9 protein-coding genes and 1 pseudogene are annotated in these 8,556 nt (G+C 64.0%); 6 read left to right on the top strand and 4 right to left on the bottom strand.

The annotated features are described in order from the left end of the window. From AC3AYF_RS13255 to AC3AYF_RS13245, 3 genes are all read left to right on the top strand, one after another. Positions 1-805 (top strand): MmgE/PrpD family protein (locus tag AC3AYF_RS13255; RefSeq protein ID WP_487779838.1); only part of this gene is annotated, 805 nt, incomplete at its 5' end. A gap of 55 nt (positions 806-860) precedes the next feature. Continuing rightward, a complete protein-coding gene (locus AC3AYF_RS13250) occupies positions 861-1,058 on the top strand; it encodes an HPP family protein (protein WP_295039443.1) in 198 nt (65 codons plus the stop codon). Between the two features lie 196 nt (positions 1,059-1,254). Beyond that, a complete protein-coding gene (locus AC3AYF_RS13245) occupies positions 1,255-1,572 on the top strand; it encodes a hypothetical protein (protein WP_295039442.1) in 318 nt (105 codons plus the stop codon). Between the two features lie 82 nt (positions 1,573-1,654). Here AC3AYF_RS13245 and AC3AYF_RS13240 read toward each other — a convergent pair whose 3' ends face one another. Next, positions 1,655-1,861, bottom strand: coding sequence for a hypothetical protein (locus AC3AYF_RS13240; RefSeq protein WP_110707995.1), 207 nt, complete (start codon positions 1,859-1,861; stop codon positions 1,655-1,657). 372 nt (positions 1,862-2,233) lie between these two features. Between AC3AYF_RS13240 and thpD the strand changes: the two genes are divergently transcribed. Together thpD and AC3AYF_RS13230 are read left to right on the top strand one after the other, a co-directional pair. Continuing rightward, positions 2,234-3,184: an ectoine hydroxylase gene (gene thpD / locus AC3AYF_RS13235; protein WP_295039438.1), complete on the top strand. Its 951-nt coding sequence runs from the start codon at positions 2,234-2,236 to the stop codon at positions 3,182-3,184. A 198-nt stretch (positions 3,185-3,382) separates the two neighbouring features. Continuing rightward, positions 3,383-4,045: a fumarylacetoacetate hydrolase family protein gene (locus AC3AYF_RS13230; protein ID WP_295039436.1), complete on the top strand. Its 663-nt coding sequence runs from the start codon at positions 3,383-3,385 to the stop codon at positions 4,043-4,045. A gap of 86 nt (positions 4,046-4,131) precedes the next feature. On the opposite strand, the pseudogene speA reads toward AC3AYF_RS13230, so the two are convergent. The 3 genes and pseudogenes from speA to AC3AYF_RS13215 form a co-directional block, all read right to left on the bottom strand. Then, positions 4,132-6,042, bottom strand: a pseudogene (gene speA, locus AC3AYF_RS13225) (biosynthetic arginine decarboxylase). A 169-nt stretch (positions 6,043-6,211) separates the two neighbouring features. Further along, positions 6,212-7,168, bottom strand: coding sequence for a homoserine kinase (locus AC3AYF_RS13220; protein ID WP_295039431.1), 957 nt, complete (start codon positions 7,166-7,168; stop codon positions 6,212-6,214). A 186-nt stretch (positions 7,169-7,354) separates the two neighbouring features. After that, positions 7,355-7,666, bottom strand: coding sequence for a DUF2782 domain-containing protein (locus tag AC3AYF_RS13215; protein ID WP_295039429.1), 312 nt, complete (start codon positions 7,664-7,666; stop codon positions 7,355-7,357). A 163-nt stretch (positions 7,667-7,829) separates the two neighbouring features. On the opposite strand from AC3AYF_RS13215, the gene AC3AYF_RS13210 reads away from it, so the two are divergent. Then, positions 7,830-8,556, top strand: a 727-nt coding sequence (locus AC3AYF_RS13210; RefSeq protein WP_487779837.1) for a 5'-3' exonuclease, incomplete at its 3' end; no start/stop codon positions are given.

Below are 8,556 nucleotides of genomic sequence, written 5' to 3'. Positions count from 1 at the left end.
CCTGGCCGCCGGTATCCGTTGCAACTTCGGCACCATGACCAAACCGCTGCACGTCGGGCGCGCGTCGGAAAACGGAGTGACCGCGGCGCTATTGGCCGAGCGGGGCTTCACGGCCGATCCTGATGCGCTCGATGGCCCTTGGGGATTCATGGCCGTACAGGGTGGGGGGGTGAGCGCCGAAAAACTGCAACAGGGTTTCGGCAGGGTCTGGACCATCATCGAACCGGGCGTCTCGATCAAGCCTTATCCTTGCGGCGTGCTGACTCACCCGACCATCGACCTGATGTTGCGGCTTGTCACCGAAGGCGATGTCGCCCCGGACAATATCGAACAGGTCACCGTCCATGCGGGAAGCAACATTCTCAACCCGATCCGTTATCCGGTCGCGGCCAACCACCTGCAGGCCAAGTTCTCGTTGCCGGCCGCTCTGGCCATGATCGCCTTGGACCGTCAGGCCGGTAAGCGTGAGTTCTCGGATGAGTTCGTGGCTTCCCAGGCCATGCAGGATATGCAACGGCGCATTCGTACCGAGTTTGACGCAGAAATCGAGGGCCAGGGCTTTGACAAGATGCGCTCGCGCATCACGATCCAGCTGAAGGACGGCCACGAAATCTCGGGCTGGGCCGATGAGCGCTATCGGGGTGGGCCAGAAAATCCCCTGACCGATGCGGAACTGGAGGGCAAAGTCCGCTCCTGCTGCAATGGCGTACTCTCCCCGGAAGCGCAGGATAATTTGATCCGTACCGCCTGGTCGGTCACCGACTTGCCGGATGCCAGCGCCATTGCCGAGCTGATTCGGGTCTGAGCGACACGCTGAAGTAAGCGGCTTGATGTTCACCCCGTGTGGGGGGCGTCAAGCCGTGCTTCGCGTTCGCGCCCTATATCCGCCGGATGGCGCCACCGCTCTCATCGCGGTGATCGGCTCCGCCGAACTCCATACGCTGGGCTGGTCCTACGCCTTTTTCCCGGTCGCGACCGGCTGCCTGCTGATGCTGCTGATCGCGGTATTGATCAACAATCTGGCGAGGCATCGTCGTTACCCGCTGCACTGGTGGTAGGGCGCTCGAGAGGTCGGTTACTCACCCTTTTCGCGTTCGCAGTACCACACCTTTCAGGCGGCAGCCGGCGGTGGCGCTCCTTACACTCAGGCTTTTCGTCGGAGTTTCGCCTCGAAGGCGAGTCGATGCAGGCGGGTCGATCCGGATGGGTCGGTACTGACGGTCGATATTGACGGGCTAATGAGACGAGGGTGCCATGAAAACCTTTCGCTATGTCATGACCGTGATCGGCGTGGTGTGTTGGGGCCTCGGTGGAAGCGCGGCCTGGGCCAAGGGGGTGGATGGGCAGGCGCCGATGGACTGCACCGACTTCCGTTGCCGTTTCGGGGATGTACCCAAGGCCGACACGCCATTGATCGCGGAGCCGTTCGTTTCCTTCTATCGCGACCAGGTCGTCAAGCCGATGCGGCCTTACCACGACTGGGAGCCCACGGCCCGGCAACGGCCAGCATCACCACCGTCCCGGTACAGTCTTTCCGCTGAGGCGGCGAGCGGATCACCGGCTCGGGACTGATCGTCGCACCATCGGTCCTTCAGGTTCTGCCTCGAGGCGCCATTCGCCTGGGCCATGTTGCAGGGCAACGACGCCCTGGCCATCACGCGGCATTGGCCCGCTCTTGCCCGGAGCGTCGTTTCCTGTCGCGAGACAGGGCGATCATCGCTTTCTCCAGATCCGCGGAGTAACACTTGAACGCCGTGCAGTTGGCGCACCGGACCTGTTGTCTCTCGTCGGCTCGCACCGGGAGATAGAACTGGTCGTGGTCGCAGATCGAGCAGGTGAGATCGAGCGTGACGCGAATCATGGCGCACCTCTGGAGAGGGTGGAGGTTGGGTCATCGTCGTTTCGTGGGCCGTAGTGTGGCCGGCGTGTGTGACGCGATGATGAATAGCGTGTTGCCCGCGCTTTTCCGCCCCATTTCCCGCCGTGGATAATTCAGGATTATTTGATTTACGTTATCGTTGGCGTGATCGGTGAGTGTCACCGTGGCGTCTCCGGATGAGAGACATCGAGGTTGAAATCCCTCGGCTCTTTTCTAGGATGGGTATCCCACTGAAAGACAACTGAGGATCCTTTGACCCTTTCCTAATCAAGTTTAGTGCAGCGCATCATGTCGTTTTGCGTATCGCACCTAGGACTGGATCTGAACCCTGATCACAAACTTGGAGGTGATTGGATGTCAGTACAGACCGCATCCCCCAAAACCCGAAACTCCGCGTGGACGAAGCAGGATCGCTACCCGACACGCTTGCGTCAGCCGCAGGACGCGCTCTGGCAACAGCGTAGGGAGGACGTCGTCAAGGGGCGCCATCTCGATGGTCCGCTTAACGGCGAGCAACTGGATCGTTTCGAACGTGACGGTTTCCTGTTCGAGCCCAATTTTCTGGGCGAGTCCGAACTCGACGAGTTGCGGAAAGAGCTCGCGATCATGCTCGACCGCGACGACTTCCGGGATCGGGATTTCTCGATCACCGAACCCCAGAGTCACGAAATCCGCTCGCTGTTCGCCGTCCACCACCTGTCTCGCCGGTTTGCCCAACTGGCGGAAGACGAGCGCATGGTGGGCCGCGCCCGGCAGATCGTCGGTGGTGATGTCTACGTGCATCAGTCGCGGATCAACTACAAGCCCGGCTTCCACGGCAAGGGCTTCAACTGGCACTCGGACTTCGAGACCTGGCACGCCGAAGACGGCATGCCGGAGATGCACGCCGTCAGCGCTTCCATCGTGCTGACGGACAACCATCATTTCAACGGCCCGTTGATGCTGATTCCCGGCTCGCACACGGTGTTCGTGCACTGCCTGGGCGAGACGCCGGACGACAACCACAAGCAGTCGCTGAAGCAGCAGGAACTCGGGGTGCCCAGCAACGAGGCGCTGCGCGAGCTGATCAAGGCGCGCGGCATCGAAGCGCCCACCGGCGCTGCCGGCGGGCTGTTGCTGTTCGACTGCAACACGCTGCATGGTTCCAACGCCAACATGTCGCCGGACCCGCGCAGTAACGCGTTCTTCGTCTACAACCGTCGCGACAACGCCTGCGTTCAGCCGTTCGGTGCCAGGAAGTCGCGACCGTCGTTCCTGGCCCACCAGCCGGACGAAGTGTGGACGCCGCAGCAGGGCACCCACTGAGGCATCCATGACCGCCGTCCTGCGTTGTCGAGCAACTCGGGACATCAGGCCGATGTGATGCCATAAGCCGTCGTTGGAGGTAGACTCGTCGAGTTGCCGCCAGCGGCGGCTTCTTGTGTCTGGAGGTTGCCGTTTCGACGAGAAATCCGGGTCGTCGTGCGGTTCGTCACGTTCATCGCCATGACTTTGGAGTTCGACATGTCCTTTACCACCCGATTCGTCGACGGTCTCGAGACCGGCCTGCCGCTGGGCAAGATTCTCTGCGTGGGGCGCAACTACGCGGAACATGCCAAAGAGCTCAACAACCCGGTTCCCAAGTCGCCGATCCTGTTCATCAAGCCCCCGACCAGTGCCGTCGAACTGGAAGAGCCGATCGAGCGTCAGTTCAGCCACGGCGAGGTGCATTTCGAGACCGAACTGGCGCTGCTGATCGGCGAACGCATGAGTCGGGTCAGTGCGGAAGAGGCGATGAACGGCGTGGCAGGGGTCGGCCTGGCGCTGGATCTGACGCTGCGCGACGTGCAGTCCGCGCTCAAGGAGAAGGGGCATCCATGGGAGCGGGCCAAGGCGTTCGACGGCGCCTGCCCGATCTCGCGGTTCGTACCGGTGGAGGGCGAGGTCGACTGGAGCGCGATCACTTTTCACCTCGACATCAACGGCGAGCGCCAGCAGAGCGGCAAGACCAGTGACATGCTGTTCGACATGCCGGCGTTGATCGAAGAGATGACCCGGACCTTCACCCTCGAGCCGGGCGACGTGATCCTGACCGGTACGCCTTCCGGCGTGGGCCAGCTGCCGCGGGATGCCGTTCTCGGGCTATCCCTGTCGCTGGGCCTGGATGTCGGCACGCGAACGCGATAAAACCCGCTACGGGTTACGAAGAGCGCCAGCGGCATTCACCGCTGGCGCTCTTCCCTTACCGGAGACCCTATTGCTCTCGCGGCTCGTTACTCCAGATACGTATAGCCGCTGAGCCCTTCCGACAGTTCACTGACGAACAGTTCGCGCTCTTCGACGCTCAGCGGGCTGGCGATCAGCTGCTCGGTGAGCTTCTGCTTGAGCGCCACGGCGTCGAAGTTGACGTAACCGAGTACGTCGGCGACCGCGTCACCCTGCTGGACGTGAGAAAGGCGCCACTCGCCGTTGTGGTCGAGGGCGACGTCGACCGAGTCGGTGTCGCCGAACAGGTTGTGCAGGTCGCCGAGGATCTCCTGATAGGCGCCGACCAGAAACAGCCCGATCAGCTTGTCGTCATCGTCGTCCCACTCCGGTAGCGGCAGCGTGCTCTCGAGTCCCTGGCCGTCGACGTAGAGATCGATCCGGCCGTCGGAGTCGCAGGTGATGTCCTGGATCACGCCGCGGCGGGTCGGTTCGCGATCCAGCCCGGTCAGCGGCAGCACCGGGAACACTTGATCGATCCCCCACACGTCCGGCAGCGACTGGAACAGCGAGAAGTTGGCGAACAGCTTGTCGGCGAGCTTCTCCGCCAGCTCGTCGGCGATTTCCCGGTGGGCGCGGTTGCGGTTGTCGAGACGCTGGTGCAGGCGCTGGCACGCGGCGAAGTAGACCGACTCGCCCTCGGCGCGGGCCTGCATGTCGGCCAGTCCCAGCACGAAGCGATCCTGCAGTTCCCCCACGGCCTGGACCACGTCGTGATAGGCCTCGACCAGGTCCCGCGGCTCGCGCATGCCCTCGAGGCGATCGTAGACCCGCCACAGTTCGGCGACGTGGGCGTCGCCCTCGACCCGGCGCTCCGGTTCGATGTGCCCGAGCCGCTCCTCGCCGATCACGTTGGTGACCAGTACCGCATGGTGGGCGGTCAGCGCGCGGCCGGATTCGGAAATCAACCGGGGGTGCGGCAGGTCGTGGGTTTCGCAGATCTGACGGAAGGCCCACACCACGTTGGTGGCGTACTCCTGCATCGAGTAGTTGATCGAACAGAAACTGCGCGAGCGGGTGCCTTCGTAATCCACGCCCAGGCCGCCGCCGACGTCCACCGTATCGATCGGCGCGCCCAGTTCGCGCAGGCTGTGGTAGAAGCGCGCGCATTCGCGCAGGCCGCGCTGGATATCACGGATATTGGCGATCTGCGAGCCGAGGTGGAAGTGCACCAGTTGCAGGCTGTCCAGGGCGTTGGCGTCGCGCAGCCGCTCGGTGATGGCCAGCAACTGGCTGGCGGTAAGCCCGAATTTGGATTTCTCGCCGCCGGTGTCCTGCCACTTGCCTTTGCCGACGGAGGAGAGCCGGGCGCGCAGGCCGATACGCGGCTTGACCTTGAGCTTCTCGGCCTCCTCCAGGATCAGGCTCAACTCGGAGTATTTCTCGACCACCAGGTAGACCTTGTGGCCGAGCTTTTCCCCCATCAGCGCCAGGCGGATGTACTCGCGATCCTTGTAGCCGTTGCAGACGATCAGCGACGAGCCCTCGTCGCCGGATAGCGCCAGCACTGCCATCAGCTCCGGCTTGCTGCCCGCTTCCAGCCCGACCCGGCCATGGCCACGCTCCTGGGTGGCGAGAATCTCCTCGACCACGCGACGCTGCTGGTTGACCTTGATCGGATAGACCGCGGTATAGCTGCTCTGGTAGTCCTCCTCCTTCATCGCCCGGTCGAAGGCCATGCAGAGCTGCTCGACGCGGTCGTGGAGGATATCGATGAATCGCACCAGTACCGGCAGGCGCAATCCGGCGTCGCGCAGGCGGTCGACCAGGGTGTCGAGCACCAGCGTCGGTCCGGGCGTTTCGCTGCCCAGCGGGCGGACCAGCGTGCGGCCCTGATCGTCGACATCGAACTAGCCGCTGCCCCACTGATCGATGTTGTAGGTACGGCGGGCCTTGGCGGCGGGGGAAGAATGCTTCATGACGCTCTCCGATCGACCGGCGGTGAACACCCGGCGTGGACGATGACGGTGCCGGGAACGCATTTGGCGCGCATTATGACGATCACTGCCCTGGATGTCAGGGAAAAGCTAGTCGAAAGTCGCCACAGGTACAGTGATTGGCGTCGTTGGCCAGTCTGACGGCGTCGGCTCAGGCGATGGCGTTGGGGAAACCGGGGGGCGCGGCCTCGAGCCGTTTGCCCAGCAGCGTGCGGAAGCGCGCCGGGTCGTGGGGCGTGATGTCGTGGGCCGGCGGATCGACGTGGATCACCAGCAGCCGCGACAGCCAGTAGCGCAGCGCCGTCATCCGCAGCATGGTCGGCCACAGTGCACGCTCGCTGGCGGATAGCGGTCGATGTTGCAGGTAGGGCGCCAGGATCGCCTCGTAGCGCGCGACGTTCAGGCTGCCATCGGCGTCGCTGGCCCAGTCGTTGATCACGATTGCCAGATCGAACAGCAGCTCCCCGGTGCAGCCGTTGTAGAAATCGATGATGCCACCGAGTCGGTCACCGTCGTAGAGGGTATTGTCGCGGAACAGATCGCCGTGGATGGCGCCCGAGGGCAGCTCGATGCCGTCGAACGCCTGGGTGTAGTCGGCGATCTCGCGGCTCATCAGGGCCTGGTCGTCGTCGGAGAGAAACGGCAGCACCTCGCGATGGCGCCGCATGAGCCAGTCGAGATCCCGCGGGTTGGTGCGCTCGCCGGTGAAGTGCTGCGAGGCCTGGTGCATCCGGCCCAACGCATCGCCGAGCGCGGCGCACTGGGTCAGGTTCGGGGCGCTGGGGTGGCTGCCCGGCATGCGCGGAAACAGCAGTGCGGGGCGACCGGCCAGGCGCTGCAGGGCGACGCCGTCGCGATCGTGAACCGGCCCCGGCACCGGCAACTGCCGCGCGGCCAGATAGTCCAGCAGGTCGACGAAGAACGGCAGATCCTCGAACTCCCCCTGCTCGAACAGCGTCAGTACCCACTCGCCCTGTTCGGTGGTGACGAAGAAGGTGCTGTTCTCGGTGCCCTGCGGCACGCCCTTGAGCGTCTGCAGGCGGCCGACGGTGTAGCGTTCGAGAAACTCGGCGACCTGATCGTCGCTCAACGGGGTGAATACGGCCATGGGATCTCGGAATCTGGGGCGGACATTAGTGATAAAAAACCGCTGATGAAAAACCGCAGGATAAAAAGGCAGCGCGCATTGTAGCGACTCGCGAGGCGCTCTCCTACCGGCGATCCAGGCGCTGGTCGGTTTGCGGGCCGGACCGCGGGTGCCTCGAGCCGAAACGCCCGCGGTCCGGCGCCGGCATCACTCCTGTATGACCCACGCCGGTACCGCAACGCTGGACGCCTCGACGCGGCTGAAGTCGCCGTCGCCGTTGTTGTCGTAGAGGAAATAGGGCTTGCCGTCGGCGGGCACGATGCGGATCGCGTAGAGCTTGCCGTTGACGCGGTACTCGTCGATCGTGCGCTGGCCGTCCTGCTGCGAGGTGATGCTGGGCTGCTCCGCGGGCTGCGCCAACGCGGGCAGCGCCGACCCAGCGATCAGCAGCGCCAGCAGCAGGCTCGCCAGCGGTGCCGTCGTTCGCGATCTTGAGGTCTTTCGCGGCCATCGTGACATGGCGGACTCCTTCGCTGGTCTCGGGGCACGGGCCCCCGGGGATACGGACGAACCCAGTGTATCGCTTTCCACCCCGCCGACGCAGGGGGGCGAACGCCCTGACGCCGAGCCGTGGCTTGCGTATCATGAGGAGATCGAAAGCCAGCCACGGATCACGCAGCTCATGGCAGATGCCCCCATCGTCCTCGTCGACGGATCGTCCTATCTCTATCGCGCCTTTCACGCGCTGCCGCCGCTCTCCACCTCCGATGGGCAGCCCACCGGCGCCGTCCGCGGCGTACTCTCGATGCTCAAGAGCCTGATCAAGCAGTATCCGCAGAGCCCGATGGCGGTGGTGTTCGATGCCAAGGGCAAGACCTTCCGCGACGAGATCTACGCCGAGTACAAGGCCCACCGGCCGCCGATGCCGGATGACCTGCGCCCGCAGGTCGAGCCGCTGCACGACTGCGTTCGCGCCCTCGGCCTGCCGCTGCTGTGCATCGAGGGCGTGGAGGCGGACGACGTGATCGGCACGCTGGCACGGCTGGCCACCGAATCCGGCCGCGATGCGGTGATCTCCACCGGCGACAAGGACATGGCCCAACTGGTCAACCAGCACATCACCCTGGTCAACACCATGAAGGGCGAGACTCTGGATATCGCCGGCGTCGAGGCCAAGTTCGGGATTCCGCCGTCGCTGATCATCGACTACCTGGCGCTGATGGGGGACAAGATCGACAACATTCCCGGCGTGCCGGGCGTGGGGGAGAAGACCGCCGCGAAGCTGATCAACGAGCGTGGTGGTATCGATGGGATCTATGCGGCGCTCGACGAGCTCACGCCCAAGCTTCGCGAGAACCTTGCCGCCAATGAAGACAAGGTCCGCAACAACATCGAGATGATGGTTCTGG

This window comes from Salinicola sp. (genome assembly GCF_982684285.1).
Note: the sequence above shows the minus strand (reverse complement) of the source record. Positions and strands in the feature narration are given on the sequence as shown.